Source organism: Paraburkholderia suaedae (assembly GCF_040812055.1).
In the GTDB taxonomy this organism is placed as follows: Bacteria; Pseudomonadota; Gammaproteobacteria; order Burkholderiales; family Burkholderiaceae; genus Paraburkholderia.
Genome location: NZ_JBFOAH010000016.1, coordinates 75,345 through 89,644, shown reverse-complemented (window position 1 = coordinate 89,644; position 14,300 = coordinate 75,345). Strand labels below are relative to the sequence as shown.

Annotated in this window: 11 protein-coding genes; 6 read left to right on the top strand and 5 right to left on the bottom strand. The window is 64.0% G+C overall.

What is annotated here, in order from left to right; all coding sequences use genetic code 11:
• Positions 1 to 24 precede the first annotated feature (24 nt).
• The 5 genes from ABQJ48_RS21425 to ABQJ48_RS21405 form a co-directional block, all read right to left on the bottom strand.
• Positions 25 to 897, bottom strand: coding sequence for a ferritin family protein (locus ABQJ48_RS21425; protein WP_367840002.1), 873 nt, complete (start codon positions 895 to 897; stop codon positions 25 to 27).
• A gap of 575 nt (positions 898 to 1,472) precedes the next feature.
• Positions 1,473 to 2,309, bottom strand: coding sequence for a PhaM family polyhydroxyalkanoate granule multifunctional regulatory protein (locus ABQJ48_RS21420; RefSeq protein WP_367840001.1), 837 nt, complete (start codon positions 2,307 to 2,309; stop codon positions 1,473 to 1,475).
• A gap of 82 nt (positions 2,310 to 2,391) precedes the next feature.
• Positions 2,392 to 3,324: an enoyl-CoA hydratase/isomerase family protein gene (locus ABQJ48_RS21415; protein WP_367840000.1), complete on the bottom strand. Its 933-nt coding sequence runs from the start codon at positions 3,322 to 3,324 to the stop codon at positions 2,392 to 2,394.
• Positions 3,325 to 3,402: 78 nt separating this feature from the next.
• Complete coding sequence (locus ABQJ48_RS21410) at positions 3,403 to 4,632, bottom strand: ABC transporter substrate-binding protein (protein ID WP_367839999.1); 1,230 nt, start codon at positions 4,630 to 4,632, stop codon at positions 3,403 to 3,405.
• A 324-nt stretch (positions 4,633 to 4,956) separates the two neighbouring features.
• Positions 4,957 to 5,940 carry a fumarylacetoacetate hydrolase family protein gene (locus ABQJ48_RS21405; protein ID WP_367839998.1) on the bottom strand — a complete coding sequence of 328 codons (984 nt, stop codon included), beginning with the start codon at positions 5,938 to 5,940 and terminating at the stop codon, positions 4,957 to 4,959.
• A gap of 281 nt (positions 5,941 to 6,221) precedes the next feature.
• On the opposite strand from ABQJ48_RS21405, the gene ABQJ48_RS21400 reads away from it, so the two are divergent.
• The 6 genes from ABQJ48_RS21400 (at position 6,222) to metH (ending at position 14,279) form a co-directional block, all read left to right on the top strand.
• Positions 6,222 to 7,124: an IclR family transcriptional regulator gene (locus ABQJ48_RS21400; protein ID WP_367839997.1), complete on the top strand. Its 903-nt coding sequence runs from the start codon at positions 6,222 to 6,224 to the stop codon at positions 7,122 to 7,124.
• A gap of 262 nt (positions 7,125 to 7,386) precedes the next feature.
• Complete coding sequence (locus ABQJ48_RS21395; RefSeq protein WP_367839996.1) at positions 7,387 to 8,679, top strand: DUF3108 domain-containing protein; 1,293 nt, start codon at positions 7,387 to 7,389, stop codon at positions 8,677 to 8,679.
• A gap of 174 nt (positions 8,680 to 8,853) precedes the next feature.
• Entirely contained in the window at positions 8,854 to 9,642 is a 789-nt protein-coding gene (locus ABQJ48_RS21390) for an alpha/beta fold hydrolase (protein WP_367839995.1), read from the top strand.
• A gap of 118 nt (positions 9,643 to 9,760) precedes the next feature.
• Positions 9,761 to 10,018: a BTH_I0359 family protein gene (locus tag ABQJ48_RS21385; RefSeq protein ID WP_074762832.1), complete on the top strand. Its 258-nt coding sequence runs from the start codon at positions 9,761 to 9,763 to the stop codon at positions 10,016 to 10,018.
• Between the two features lie 345 nt (positions 10,019 to 10,363).
• Positions 10,364 to 11,434, top strand: coding sequence for a homocysteine S-methyltransferase family protein (locus ABQJ48_RS21380; protein ID WP_367839994.1), 1,071 nt, complete (start codon positions 10,364 to 10,366; stop codon positions 11,432 to 11,434).
• A 67-nt stretch (positions 11,435 to 11,501) separates the two neighbouring features.
• Positions 11,502 to 14,279 (top strand): methionine synthase, encoded by a 2,778-nt coding sequence (gene metH / locus ABQJ48_RS21375; RefSeq protein ID WP_367839993.1) that lies wholly within the window; start codon positions 11,502 to 11,504, stop codon positions 14,277 to 14,279.
• Positions 14,280 to 14,300 lie beyond the last annotated feature (21 nt).

Sequence of the window (14,300 nt, the reverse complement as noted above, 5' to 3'; positions counted from 1 at the left end):
CGCGCACTTACCGCATCAACCGCATCAAGCCGGTTGTTCCGCCGACTTCTGGTCCGCCTGCAAACGCGCCACCACTTCCTTGCGATAACGGTTCAATTCCTGCGCCGTACTGAACGTACGCTCGAACAGGATCGACAGGTTGTGCAAAATGCGCTCAACCACCTTCTTTTCCCAGCCGTCGTCGAAACGTATCTGCTCGTCGAGCCAGCGTTCGAGCCATTCCGGGTCCGGCAGGCGCGATTGAATCGTGTCGCGCGGGAAGAGCGCCTGATTCACGTGCAGGTTGGTCGGATGCAGCGGCTTTTCGGTGCGGCGCGCCGATGCCATCAGTACTCCGATCTTCGCAAACGCGGCTCGCGCGATGTCGCCGGTCTGCGCCATCGCTTTCTTCATGTAGCGCAGATACGCGCCGCCATGCCGTGCTTCGTCGCGCGAAATGGTTTCGTAGATCTGCTTGATGACGGGCTCCGTGTGCCATTCGGCCGCGCGGCGATACCAGTGATTCAGGCGGATTTCGCCGCAGAAGTGCAGCATCAGGGTTTCGAGCGGCGGCGCCGGATCGAACTCGAAGCGCACCGCGTGCAGTTCTTCTTCGGTCGGACACAGTTCGGGCTTGAAGCGGCGCAGGTATTCCATCAGCACCAGGGAATGCTTCTGTTCTTCGAAGAACCACACGCTCATGAACGCGGAGAAATCGCTGTCGTGATGATTGTCACGCAAAAACATTTCCGTGGCGGGCAGCGCCGACCATTCGGTGATCGCGTTCATCTTGATCGTCGCAGCCTGCTCGTCGGTCAATAGCGATGCATCGAACTTGTCCCAGGGAATGTCTTTCTCCATGTCCCATCGAACGGATTCGAGCGATTTATAAAGTTCCGGATAAAGCATGGTGTTCATAGTCCCACCCCTGTTCTGCACATACGGTCTGTGTCTGTCACTACTACGTGTAGCAATTTTCGCTCACGCCGAACGAAACGCACTTTCTGTCGGCCAAGCATTGAATTTTACGCGGTAATTGGCTGCCCAGATGCACCGGGCAGCAAAGAAGTCCCGGCCTGTGCGCCAGCGGGTTGACTTTCGGCAAGTCATGCGCTGGGCGGCCAACCGTGGGTGAGGGATACCCTATGCCTGAGGTCGAGCCAGCTTGCGATAAAAACGCACCGTCCAGCCCTGCGCCGGCGATTTGCGGCGTCAAACTAAGCAAGGGCGGCTGGATTGGTTGTTTTCAGCGCACGCCCAAAAGCCAAATTAAGCTTACACTATGATAGCACGCTGATTTGTCAGAACCCGCGACAGGAAAGCCGCAATTGCGCTGGCGGATTGATCCTGTTCAACGAAATCGCCTATTTCATGAAGGGCCGCAGACAAGCGGGTAAACCATGCCGGGCACGAAGGATCGTTTGAATGATGGGGGATGTCGTGCCGGCGCGTGGCTTGCTCCCCGCCTTCCCTTCTGCGTTCCGTCCCGGCCGCTACCCAGACTTTTTCGCGCCCGTGCCGCCCGTGCCCGAGCCGCCCGCGCGCTTCGCGGCTGCCGGCGCCCGCTTCGCAGCGGGCCGCTTGGCGGCAGCCTTCGGGTCCTCCGCCGACGCGGACGAGGCGCCGGCCGCTGAACCACTCTCTGGCCCTGCGTGGGCCGCACCCTGCGGGGCGTCCGTTGCGGGCTGTCCACCCGCCGCTGCCGCCGCCACGCCCGGTTGCGTCATCGCAAACTGGGCGATCTGGTTGAACTGCGATTGCAGCAGATTCCACCACGCGGACGCGTCGAACGGAGGTGCGGCGGGTGCCTCTTCTTCGCCATTCCTGGCTGCAGCGGCGTTATCCGGTTGCGCCGCGGCGCTTTCCGACGACGCGGCGCCTTCTGACGACCCGGCGCTTCGCGCCGCGCCAGCCGCCGAATGTGGCCAGCCGCTGGCCGGCGCGGGACTCGCCGCGGCAGATGGCTTGGCCGGCTGCGCCATCGACGACTGCGCGAACGCGCCGAACGCGCGCAGTGTGGCGAGGGTGGCGCGCTGCACTTCGAGCGCCTGGATCGCGGACTGCAGCATGCTCAGATTCAGCTTTAGCCATTGTTCGACCGCGCGCATGTCGGTGATGCGCTTGTCGAGTTCCTCGACGTTGGTGAGCGGCGCCATCATGTCGGACATCATCGACAGCGACGGGCCGAGGCCGCCGCCGGGTTGCGCACCCGTGAGCGCGGAACCGAACGGCGAGAGCCGCATCATGCCCCACATGCGATCGAGCATTTCAGCCGGCGGAAAACCCGGAAAGCCGGGAAAAGGCGGCGTGGAATCAGTCGTGTCGGTCATGCTTGTCGCCTCGCTGCATAAGAGGAAGAAGTGAACGCGATGCGCGCGTGCGTCAGTCGATCATACCTCGCCAAACACCCCGTCAGGTCGGGCTGTCGTCCGCCGCGCCGCGGTTGCCGCCGTTGTTGCCGTCGTGGTCGGCAACATCGCCGGACCGTTGCCGCGGCGGCTCCCGCCACGGGTCGCCTGCGCCGAAGTCGGGCGCGCGGCGCTCGCGCAATGAGCTCACGCCTTCACGCACGTCCGGCCCCGCAAAACCCATGAATTCCAGCGCGAGCGACGTATCGAACGCGGGCCCCGCCGAGCGCAGCCAGTTGTTCAATGCGTACTTGGTCCAGCGAATCGCCGTCTGCGAACCGTTCGCGAGCTTGCGGGCGACTTCGAACGCTTTGGGCAGCAGATCGTTTTCATCGACGGCGAGCGACACCAGACCGATGCGTTCCGCTTCTTCGCCGCTCACCGGCTCGCACAGCAGCAGGTAGTACTTGGCCTTCGCCATCCCGCACAGCAGCGGCCAGACGATCGCCGCGTGATCACCGGCGGCGACGCCCAGACGCGTATGCCCGTCGATGATCCGCGCGCCCTTCGTCGCAATCGAGATATCGGCTAGCAACCCGGCCACGAGTCCCGCGCCGACCGCCGGGCCGTGCATCGCCGAAACGATTGGCTTGCTGCAGTTGATCACGTTGTAGACAAGATCGCGCGCTTCGCGCCACACGCGCGCGCGCACCTCGAAATCGCTCGCCATGTCCTCGACCAGTTGGAGGTCGCCGCCCGCCGAAAAGCCCTTGCCGGCGCCGCGAATGATCGCGACGCGCGTGTCGGGATCGCGGTCGATGGCGCGCCAGATCTCGGCCAGTTCGAAGTGCATCCGTGCGTCGGCGGTGGCGAGTCCGCTTTTGTTCGCGCCCTCGCCGCTCATCACGACTTCCAGCACGCCATGCGCATGACGATGCAATTGCAGCGACTGATAGCGCGCGTAATACGCGTCGTTACGGTGCGGTGCGTGAGACATGATAAGGAATCCGTATGTTGCTGCATTTGTTGAGCCGGTTGAAGCGGGACCCCACCGGCAAGCGCAGGGTCAGCGGATTCAACGCGGTTGATAAACCCACTTCGCGTTCCTGATTTCGACCATCACGCGCGCGCGCTGATCGAGTCCGAGGTGATCCGTCGCACTCATGTCGACCACGCCGTTGGTGTCGGCGAGTCCATGGGTCGCTTCGAGCGCATCGCGCAGCGCCCGGCGGAAGTCCGGCGTGCCCGGCGCGCCCGCCTTCAGCGCGATCGGCACCGCCGCATTGAGCAACGCGCCCGCGTCGGATGTGTACGAGCCGAACGCCGACACGCTGCCGGCTCCATGCAGCGCCTCGAAGCGCGCGATGTAGTCGAGCGCGAGGCGCTTGGCCGGATGATCCGCCGGCAATTGCGCGGCGACCAGCACCGGGCTCGCGGGCAGGAAGGTGCCGTTGCAATCGGCGCCGCACACGCGCAGGAAGTCGTTATTGCCGACCCCGTGATTGTGATAGATCAGCCCTTTGTAGCCGCGTTCGCGCAGAGTTTTCGGCGGCAGTGCGGCGGGTGTGCCCGCGGCGCCCACTACCACGGCATCGGGATGGGTCGCGAGGATTTTGAGGACCTGGCCCGTCACGCTCGGATCCGTGCGATTGAAGCGCTCGCTCGCCACCATGCCGATGTGATGCAACTGCGCGAACTTCGCGACTTCGGCATAGAAGGTCTCGCCGAGCGCGTCCGCCTGACCGATGAACGCCATCGTTTTGACGCCGTGCGTGCTCGCGTGTTCGGCGATGGCCGAGGCCATCATCGCATCGGTCTGCGGCGTCTTGAATACCCAGCGGCGCTTCGCATCGACAGGCTCGATGATCTTCGCCGATGAAGCCAGCGAGATCATCGGCGTTTGACCTTCGGCGACCACGTCGATCATCGCCAGCGAGTTCGGCGTGATCGACGAACCGATGATCGCGTCGACGTGATTCTCGGAGATCAGCTTCTTGGTGTCCTGCACGGCCTGGGTGGTATCGGACGCATCGTCGAGCACGATGTATTCGACTGTCTTGCCGCCGATCTGCTTGGGCAGCAACGCGACGGTGTCGCGTGCGGGAATGCCGAGTGACGCGGCCGGTCCGGTGAGCGACAGCACAAGGCCGATCTTGACCTGCGCGAACGCCATGGCGGGCAATGCGCAAGCCAGCGCGGCACAGAGGCAGGCGGCGCAACGCGCGAGACGGTTGCGGTGCTGACCCGCCATCGCATTCGCACTCGCGCGCACGTTTCGGGATTCAAGGGATTCCAATCGCGGCATGCTGTCTCCTGACGTCGGTTTTTCGTTTTGGTCACTGCCGATGCCCGCTCGCGCGCTGCTGGGCGCGAGTCTCGGGCCTGACTCTTCACGGGTGCTACGCGGTTTTTCTCCCTACCCAGCGGCCGGCCACCCCGGCCCTGCCGCCGCGCCAGTCAGTGTAGCCGCGCGCCGGAGTGGCGGCATCGGGCGAAACCCTTTCGCCTCGACGAGCTCGCGTCGAGTTTGCGGAGATGCGGTCTCGGGCCTCATGCCGCGTCGCTCCAGCACGGCTGGCTTAAACCGGCTTCAAACCGGCTCGCATCCCGGCTTCACTCGAGCGCGGCTTCAATCCAGCGGCGCGATGCCCTGCTCGATCGAGCCGAAAATCGACTTGCCCGCGTCGTCGAACATTTCGATCTTCACCACATCGCCGTACTTCATAAACTCGGTTTGCGGCGCCCCATGCTCGATGGTTTCGAGGCAGCGCTTCTCGGCGATACAGCAGTAGCCGCGCCTCGCGTCCTTGTTCGACACCGTGCCCGAGCCGACGATCGCCCCGGCGCGCAGATTGCGCGTCTTTGCCGCGTGCGAGATCAGCTGACCGAAGTGAAACACCATGTCGGTGCCGGCATCAGGCTGGCCGACCTTTTTGCCATTCCAGTGGACGATCATGGGCCGGTGCACGCGGCCTTCGCGCCAGTATTCGCCCAGTTCGTCGGGCGTGAGCGCGACCGGCGCGAACGACGTGGCCGGCTTGCTTTGGAAAAAGCCGAAGCCCTTCGCGAGTTCGGCGGGAATCAGGTTGCGCAGCGACACGTCGTTGACGAGCGTGATCAGACGCACGCTTCTGAGCGCCTGGTCGGGCGTGACGCCCATCGGCACGTCGGCGGTGATCACGGCGACTTCCGCTTCGAAGTCGATGCCGAATGCTTCCGACGCGCACACCACGTCGTCTTTCGGTCCGATGAAATCGTCACTGCCGCCCTGGTACATCAACGGGTCGGTCCAGAATTCCGGCGGCATGTCGGCGCCGCGCGCGCGCCGCACCAGTTCGACGTGGTTCACGTACGACGAGCCGTCGGCCCACTGGAACGCGCGCGGCAGCGGCGCCATGCATTGCTTCGCATCGAAAGAGAAGGTGTTGCGCGCGCGGCCCTGATTGAGCGCGTCGTAGAGGTCCTGCAGTTGCGGCGCATAGAAGGCCCAGTCGTCGAGCACGCGCTGCATGGTGGGCGCGATCGCGTCGGCGATGGCCGCGGTGTGCAGGTCGCGGGACACGACGATCAGTTGGCCGTCGCGCGTGCCGTCCTTCAGCGTGGCAAGTTTCATAGAGAAGTGAACCGTGTTAGTGACGATGGAGGGAATCTATTCTACGATGGTGAATCGGCGTGATCCAAGGGATGCGGCTCGCGCGGCTCGAGGCAGGTCGCGGCGAGGGTGGTCTGCCATGCGTTGCAGGCGTGAAGCGCAAGCGCGGTTGACAGACGCGATCGGCGTATCTCTCTCAGCCCCGCTTGCCAACCCGGCTTGTCGAGCACGCCGTACGGCGCAATGTCACGCCCACCACGCATTTCCTTCGTCATTCTTTGAACGCGCAATGCGCCCTGCTCATGCCTCCAAGTTCCCGCTCCGGCGCGATCCGCACCACCGCCGACAAGGCGCCACCCGAACCGCTCGACATGCCGCAAGCCGATGACGATAGCATCGAGACCGGCGAAGAGAAACTGCGCTCGGGCATCCAGTCGATCGAAGTCGGCTTCAGACTGCTCGACGTGCTGACCCGCGAACCGCGCGCAATGATGCTGCGCGATCTGGCCCAACGCGCCGGCATGAGTCCGGCGAAAGCACATCGCTACCTGGTCAGTTTCCTGCGCCTCGGCGTGGTCGCGCAGGACCCGCTGTCGGGGCGCTACGAGCTGGGTGGCTTCGCGTTGCAACTGGGGCTCGCAAGGCTTGCGCGCGTCGACGGCGTGAAGCTCGCGCGGATCGCGCTCGCCGAACTGCGCGACCGGCTCGACCTGACGGTGGGCATCGCAGTGTGGGGCAACCAGGGGCCGACCATGGTTCACTGGATGGAATCGAGCCATCCGGAGAAGGCATCGCTGAAACTTGGCGACGTGATGCCCTTGCTCGGTTCCGCCACCGGGCTGCTGTTCGCCGCGTATCTGCCGGCCAGCAAGACCGCCGCGATGCTCGAGCGGGAACTGGCCGACACGCGCCGCTCGTCGCATAGAAGCGGCCCGCGCACGCGCGAAGAGGTAGGCCAGGTTCTGGCCGAGGTGCGCGAGCACCAGGCGGCGCGTGTCGAAGGGATCTTGCTGCCGAGCATCCACGCGTTCTGCATGCCTGTCTTCGACGCAACCGGCGAGCTCGCGCTAGGGCTCGTCGCGCTTGGCCAGGAAGGCGCATTCGATATCAACTGGGGCGGCGAGATCGACATGGCGCTGCGCGAATGCGCGCAAAAGCTTTCATACGAGCTGGGGTACAGCGCCGCGCCGCGGCATGCGGAATGATGCATCGGTACGGACTCGATCGAGGCGCTCGGCTCGAAGCCGCTGGCAGCAGTTTGCATGAGCGGTGCAAAAGGTTTGGGGTGCGCGCGTTTTCGCCGACGCGGAACATCGTGCGCGGCCGGGCGGTCGAAACCGTTCGCCGCAAACTCATGCGCCTCATCGCGCGTTAGCAGCGCAAATCGGGCAGCTTTGCCGTCAAGCGGCGCGAGCGCGCCATACTGAGCAATCCCAACATTACCAGCCACCACACATTCGATCGCCGATGGACACTGCTACCGCCGCACGCCGTTCCAATCGACCGCCGAGCAACGGGCCGCGCGACGGTTCGCGCGCTTGGCGGTGGCTTGCGGTGCTCGCGGCGGTCGCCGTCATGCATTGGCTTGCCGCACAGTGGTTCGAGCACACCCAGGTGACACTGAAACCGGCGGACCACGAGCGCATGCCTGTGCAAGTCGCGCTGCTGAGGCCCGAGCGAATCGAAACGAAGCCCGCCGCCGCGCCGCCTAAGCCCGCCCCAGCGCGGGTGCGCAAGCCCGTGGCGAGCCCGCCGCGCGAACATGTGCTGACTGCGCTGCAGCCGGCAACGCAAGCCGCGCCGCCGGCTGCAGCAGCATCGGGCCCCGCCGCGAGCGAGCCGGCCGCGGCGCCTGGGTCCGGCGCGAACGCCGCGGCGAGCGCCGCGAGCACCGCCGCGACCAGCGCACCTGTGGCCGCCAGCGCGCCGCAAGCGTCGAATGGCGTGAAGTTTTCCGTCCCGCCATCCGGCGAATTGCAGTACGACACGTTCTTCAACGGTGTGCGCAACGCGCCTGGCACGATTCACTGGAGCAGCAACGGGCAAAGCTATGAAATGATCGTCTCGGTTCCCGTGCCTTTCGTCGGCCCCTTTGTCTATTCGAGCCATGGACGCATCGACGCATTCGGCCTCGCGCCGGATGAGTACGTGGAAAAGCGTGGCCGTCGCGCGGAGGACATCGCGATCTTCAATCGCAACGAAAAAAAGATCGCGTTCACGCGCACACCGGCTGCCTTGCCGCTGCAAGACGGCGCGCAGGACCGCTTCAGCATGGTGATGCAGTTGGCCAGTCTCGTACGAGGCGAGCCGGCGGCCTACGAGCCTGGGGTCGTACGGCAGTTCTTCGTGGTCGATAACGACAGCGGCGAAAACTGGCCGGTCGAGGCAATCGGCGACGAAACGATCCGCACGACGCAAGGCTATCTGGACACGCGTCATTTCAAGCGCCTGCCTCGCCATGAAGGCGATATGCGTCGCATCGACGTATGGCTCGCTCCGTCGCTCGGGTGGCTGCCGGCGCGCATCGTGCAAACGGAGCCGAACGGCACGCAAGTCGAACTGCTGTGGCACGGCAAGCTCGCTATCGACACCGCGGGCCTCGCTGATGGCAATGGCGCAACCGCCGCCTCCCCTTCGCCCTCGCCTGCTGCGCCCGACAATTCAGCCGAGCCACCGCCCGCCGACACATCGGCAACTGCGCCCGGCGCCGCGCCGGTTTCGCCGGTCGATTCGACCTGGCCTGGCATCATCAAGCCCTGACATCCCTTCACTAAACAGGGTCTTGCGCACATCGTCGAAACTTCGGCGAGGACGCTGACTCCCATCGACTGCTGCAACCGTTCGCGTTGCCGCTGCGTATGACAGACAACGCACGCAGGCAACACCCGGCGACGCGAACGAACCCTCCCACTGCGTTACTTTCAAGGAGCCCGCATGCAAGTGACCATCAACGGCATTGAAACGCGCTACGTACTGAGCAACGAGGGCGGCGGCCCGTGGCTGACGTTCATCCATCAACTCGGCGGCGACCTGTCCGTCTGGGACCAGCTTGCCGGCTATTTCCGCGACGACTACACCGTGCTGCGCTACGACCTGCGCGGCCACGGCCACACTGCGCTGTCCAATCAGCCGTTCAGTGTCAGCGATCTGTCGGACGATCTCGCCGCGCTGCTCGATGCGCTCGATGCCCCGACCACGCACCTGGTCGGCATGTCGATGGGCGGCATGATCGCGCAGCAGTTCGCTGTGGACCACCCTTCGCGCGTCGACAGTTTGACGATTGCCGACAGCACGAGCGGCACCTTGCCGGAAAACCGCGCGGTATGGGACCAGCGTGCCCATGCGGCGCGCAGCGACGGCATGGCCGCGCTGCTACCGTCGACGCTGAGCCGCTGGCTCACGGCCGGGTTTCAGGCCGCCCACCCCGAAGCAGTGGAGCCGATTCGCGAAGTGCTCGCCAATACGTTGCCAGAAGGCTACGCAATGGCATCCGAAGCGGTGCGCGACTTCGACATCCGCAGTAAGCTGGGAAGCATCCGTTGCCCAACCCTGACTGTGGGAGGTCGCCACGACGCGGGCACGCCCCCTGCTGCCACGCAGGCAATAGCAGACGCCATAGAAGGCGCGCAGTTCGAACTGCTCGATGCCGCACACCTCGCACCCATCGAGCAATCTCACCGTTTTGCTGCACTGCTTGAAACGTTTCTAGAGAAGCCGGTCTAACCGGTAGGTTCGGAACTTCTACAAGCGTCAATCCGGACCCACCCCTTGAATTCCACCACATACGCTCCACGTATGGTGCAGAAACGGCCAGGAGCCAACGGAAATAAGGAGTGTCGCCATGCAAATGATCTATAACAGCCCCAATTATTGTGTCGTCGAGTTTCCGCCGCAGGAAGGTCTGCTGGCCATGAAGTCGGGTGGCTACGAGATCGTCGACAAAAACATGCAGCGGGAAATCTACATCGACGGCGCGATGGCGGCGCGTTTTCGCGAGCACGTGCAAAAGCTGATCGAAGAGGAACCGTCGCTCGATGAAGTCGACGAATTTCTCGGCCAGTTCGACAGCCTGATGCATCAACCGGTGATCCTTCACTAACCGCGGGGCCACACAATTGCACTCAACGTTATGGGCGACCCACATTGATTGACCGCACCGCCGGTGCAGCCGGCGGCTCGCGAGCAACACGCTCGGCAGTCATGAAGCGGCCCAGCAGGCTTTCGCCTCGCTGGGCCGTTTTCTATTCTGCCCGTTCGTGGGCGTGCATTTCAGAGCAGGCCCCGGCGATCGCGGCCCGCGCGTTCGCAGTGTGTCGTTATCTTTGCCGCTCCCGTCCCCGTCACGCCAGCCCAAGGGCCGCTTCGGCCGCGCCGGGCGCATCCGACCGGCAGCGGCTACAATGACAGGTTTCCCGAGAAAGCCGGCGCAAGCCCCTCGTCCGCCATGAACCAGCCTGCTCAAACCGCCATGCCAGTCCGTCCCGAGCCCGCCTACACACGCGGCACGGCGCTGCCCGCGCTGCTCAAGTCGCGCATCCTGATCCTTGACGGCGCGATGGGCACGATGATCCAGCGCTACAAGCTCGACGAAGCACGTTATCGCGGCGAGCGCTTCAAGGACTACGGGCGCGATATCAAGGGCAACAACGAGTTGCTGTCCATCACCCAGCCGGGCATCATCGCCGAGATTCACGAGCAGTATCTGGCGGCGGGCGCGGACATCATCGAAACCAACACGTTTGGCGCGACCACGGTGGCACAGGCGGACTACGGCATGGAAGCGCTGGCGGCCGAGATGAATCTGGAGTCGGCAAAACTGGCGCGCGCCGCGTGCGACAAGTTTTCGACGCCAGCCAAGCCGCGCTTCGTCGCCGGCGCAATCGGACCGACGCCGAAGACCGCGAGCATTTCGCCCGACGTGAACGATCCGGGCGCGCGCAACGTGACCTTCGACGAACTGCGCACGGCCTACTACGAGCAGGCCAAGGCGCTGCTCGACGGCGGCGTGGACCTGTTCCTCGTAGAAACCATCTTCGACACGCTCAACGCAAAGGCCGCGCTGTTCGCACTCGACGAGCTGTTCGAAGACACCGCCGAGCGTCTGCCGATCATGATCTCCGGCACAGTCACCGACGCATCCGGACGCATTCTGTCGGGACAAACGGTCGAGGCGTTCTGGAACTCGCTGCGTCACGCGAAGCCGCTCACCTTCGGGCTGAACTGCGCGTTGGGCGCAGCGCTGATGCGCCCATACATCGCCGAGCTGGCAAAGCTGTGCGACACCTACGTGTCGTGCTATCCGAACGCCGGTTTGCCGAATCCGATGAGCGATACGGGTTTCGACGAATTGCCCGCGGACACCTCGGGCCTGCTGAAGGAATTTGCGCAGGCCGGTCTCGTGAACATTGCGGGCGGCTGCTGCGGCACGACGCCGGAGCACATTGCGGCGATCGCGCAGGCGCTCGCCGATGTGAAGCCGCGTCAATGGCCGACGCAATATCGCGACGCCGCATGAGCGTTATGAGTCAGGCGGCCGGCACGCTGGCCGCCGCTCTGGCGTCACACGAACAGACGCAGCCAGGATGTACCTCAGCCGCAGTCAAGCCGCACCTCAACGCAAGCAATCGACTCGCACATACGCCATGACCGATCACACCATGCGCCTTGCCGGCCTCGAGCCGTTCAACGTCACGTCCGGGACGCTCTTCATCAACGTCGGTGAACGCACCAATGTGACGGGCTCGAAAGCGTTCGCACGAATGATCCTCAACGACCAGTTCGACGATGCCGTCGCCGTCGCGCGCCAGCAGGTCGAAAACGGCGCTCAGGTGATCGACGTCAACATGGACGAGGCGATGCTCGATTCGAAAGCGGCGATGGTGCGCTTCATGAATCTGATCGCGTCGGAGCCGGACATCGCGCGCGTGCCGATCATGATCGACTCGTCGAAGTGGGAAGTGATCGAAGCGGGTCTGAAGTGCGTGCAAGGCAAGGCGATCGTCAATTCAATTTCACTGAAGGAAGGCGAAGAGGCGTTCCGTCATCACGCGAACCTGATTCGCCGCTACGGTGCAGCCGCCGTGGTGATGGCCTTCGACGAGCAAGGCCAGGCCGACACCTTCGAGCGCAAGACGCAAATCTGCAAGCGCTCGTATGAGTTCCTCGTGAACCAGGTCGGCTTCCCGCCGGAAGACATCATCTTCGATCCGAACATCTTCGCGATCGCCACCGGCATCGAGGAGCACAACAACTACGCGGTCGACTTCATCAACGCAACGCGCTGGATCAAAGAGAACCTGCCGTATGCGAAGGTGAGCGGCGGCGTGTCCAACGTGTCGTTCTCGTTCCGCGGCAACGACCCGGTGCGCGAGGCGATCCACACCGTGTTCCTATATCACGCGATCCAGGCGGGGATGGACATGGGCATCGTCAACGCGGGGCAGCTCGGCGTGTATGCCGACCTCGATCCGGAGTTGCGCGAGCGCGTTGAAGACGTCGTGTTGAACCGTCGCGAAGACGGCACGGACCGGCTGCTCGAAATCGCCGACAAGTACAAGACCGGCGCCGCGAAGAAGGAAGAGAACCTGGAGTGGCGCAATCAGCCGGTCGAGAAGCGTCTTTCGCACGCGCTCGTGCACGGCATTACCAACTTTATCGTCGAAGACACCGAGGAAGTGCGCGCGAAGCTCTCAGCCCAGGGCGGCCGGCCGATCAGCGTGATCGAAGGTCCGCTGATGGATGGCATGAACATCGTCGGCGACCTGTTCGGCCAGGGCAAGATGTTCCTGCCCCAGGTGGTGAAGTCCGCGCGCGTGATGAAGCAGGCGGTCGCGCATCTGATCCCGTTCATCGAAGAAGAAAAGAAGCAGCTCGCCGCGGCCGGCGGCGACGTGCGCGCGAAAGGCAAGATCGTCATCGCCACCGTGAAGGGCGACGTGCACGACATCGGCAAGAACATCGTTTCGGTGGTGCTTCAGTGCAATAACTTCGAAGTGGTCAACATGGGCGTGATGGTCCCGTGCAACGAGATTCTCGCAAAGGCGAAGGTCGAGGGCGCGGACATCATCGGGCTGTCGGGTCTGATTACGCCGAGCCTCGAAGAGATGGCCTACGTCGCGTCGGAAATGCAGCGCGACGATTACTTCCGCGTGAAGAAGATTCCGCTTTTGATCGGTGGCGCGACCACCTCGCGTGTGCACACCGCTGTAAAGATCTCGCCGCATTACGAAGGCCCCGTGGTGTACGTGCCGGACGCGTCGCGCTCGGTGTCGGTAGCGTCGAGCCTGCTGTCCGACGAAGGCGCGGCGAAGTACCTCGACGAGCTGAAAACCGACTACGACCGCATCCGCGCGCAGCACGCCAACAAGAAGGCGCTGCCCATGGTCACGCTCGCCGAAGCGCGCGCGAACAAGACCAGGGTCGACTGGGCCAGCTACCAGCCGGTGAAGCCGAAGTTCATTGGCCGCCGCGTATTCAAGAGCTTCGATCTGAACGAGCTGGCGAACTACATCGACTGGGGTCCGTTCTTCCAGACGTGGGACCTGGCTGGCCCCTATCCGGCCATCCTGAACGATGAGATCGTCGGCGAATCGGCGCGGCGCGTGTTCTCCGACGCCAAGTCGATGCTCGCGCGCCTGATCCAGGGCCGCTGGCTGCAGGCCAATGGCGTGATCGCGCTGTTGCCGGCCAACACGGTGAACGACGACGACATCGAGATCTACACGGACGAGTCGCGCTCGAAGGTTGCGCTCACGTGGCGCAATCTGCGCCAGCAAAGCGTACGTCCGGTGGTGGACGGCGTGATCCGGCCGAATCGCTCGCTCGCCGACTTCATCGCGCCGAAGGATTCGGGCGTGGCCGACTACATCGGCATGTTTGCCGTGACGGCGGGGCTGGGCGTCGACGTGAGGGAAAAGCAGTTCGAGAAGGACAACGATGACTACAGCGCGATCATGCTGAAAGCGCTCGCCGACCGCTTTGCGGAAGCGTTCGCCGAAGCGATGCACGCGCGCGTGCGGCGCGATCTTTGGGGCTATGCGAGCGCCGAAAACCTCTCCAGCGACGAACTGATCGCCGAAAAGTACCGCGGCATCCGCCCGGCGCCCGGCTATCCGGCCTGCCCCGATCACCTGGTGAAGCGCGACATGTTCGACGTGCTGCAAGCGAACGAAATCGGCATGACTGTCACCGAATCACTCGCGATGTTGCCGGCGGCCAGCGTGTCGGGCTTCTATCTGGCACACCCGGACAGCACGTACTTCTCGGTCGGCAAGATCGGCCAGGATCAGCTCGAAGACTACGCGCGGCGCATGTCGCTGTCGAAGAAGGACGCCGAGCGGGCGTTGGCGCCGTTGCTCTGAGCGGTCGGCGGGAACCCACTA

Bases quoted from the DNA above. Each gene is read 5' to 3' on its own strand.
- ABQJ48_RS21425 (WP_367840002.1), bottom strand. From the start codon at position 897: ATGAACACCATGCTTTATCCGGAACTTTATAAATCGCTCGAATCCGTT.
- ABQJ48_RS21420 (WP_367840001.1), bottom strand. From the start codon at position 2,309: ATGACCGACACGACTGATTCCACGCCGCCTTTTCCCGGCTTTCCGGGT.
- ABQJ48_RS21415 (WP_367840000.1), bottom strand. From the start codon at position 3,324: ATGTCTCACGCACCGCACCGTAACGACGCGTATTACGCGCGCTATCAG.
- ABQJ48_RS21410 (WP_367839999.1), bottom strand. From the start codon at position 4,632: ATGCCGCGATTGGAATCCCTTGAATCCCGAAACGTGCGCGCGAGTGCG.
- ABQJ48_RS21405 (WP_367839998.1), bottom strand. From the start codon at position 5,940: ATGAAACTTGCCACGCTGAAGGACGGCACGCGCGACGGCCAACTGATC.
- ABQJ48_RS21400 (WP_367839997.1), top strand. From the start codon at position 6,222: ATGCCTCCAAGTTCCCGCTCCGGCGCGATCCGCACCACCGCCGACAAG.
- ABQJ48_RS21395 (WP_367839996.1), top strand. From the start codon at position 7,387: ATGGACACTGCTACCGCCGCACGCCGTTCCAATCGACCGCCGAGCAAC.
- ABQJ48_RS21390 (WP_367839995.1), top strand. From the start codon at position 8,854: ATGCAAGTGACCATCAACGGCATTGAAACGCGCTACGTACTGAGCAAC.
- ABQJ48_RS21385 (WP_074762832.1), top strand. From the start codon at position 9,761: ATGCAAATGATCTATAACAGCCCCAATTATTGTGTCGTCGAGTTTCCG.
- ABQJ48_RS21380 (WP_367839994.1), top strand. From the start codon at position 10,364: ATGAACCAGCCTGCTCAAACCGCCATGCCAGTCCGTCCCGAGCCCGCC.
- metH (WP_367839993.1), top strand. From the start codon at position 11,502: ATGTACCTCAGCCGCAGTCAAGCCGCACCTCAACGCAAGCAATCGACT.